Annotated in this window: 1 tRNA gene; it reads right to left on the reverse strand. The window is 48.4% G+C overall.

Annotation, left to right across the window (positions count from 1 at the left end):
* Positions 1-2: 2 nt before the first annotated feature.
* A tRNA-Ile gene (locus tag ACXAGP_RS22130) sits at positions 3-79 on the reverse strand.
* Positions 80-223: the final 144 nt, after the last annotated feature.

Here is a 223-nt window from a genome sequence, read left to right on the forward strand (position 1 = left end):
TTTGGTAGGCCTGGGCAGACTTGAACTGCCGACCTCACCCTTATCAGGGGTGCGCTCTAACCAGCTGAGCTACAGGCCTATGATGCACCTGAGCCAACGGCTTAGGCTGTCTTCGGTCTTCTTTACTTTTAAACAATAAAACAATCTGTGTGAACATCGAATTGAATTCAATTCGACACCTTTACGTAAGGAGGTGATCCAACCCCAGGTTCCCCTAGGGTTA

The sequence above is a fragment of the Planctobacterium sp. AWM4_229 genome (assembly GCF_056160305.1).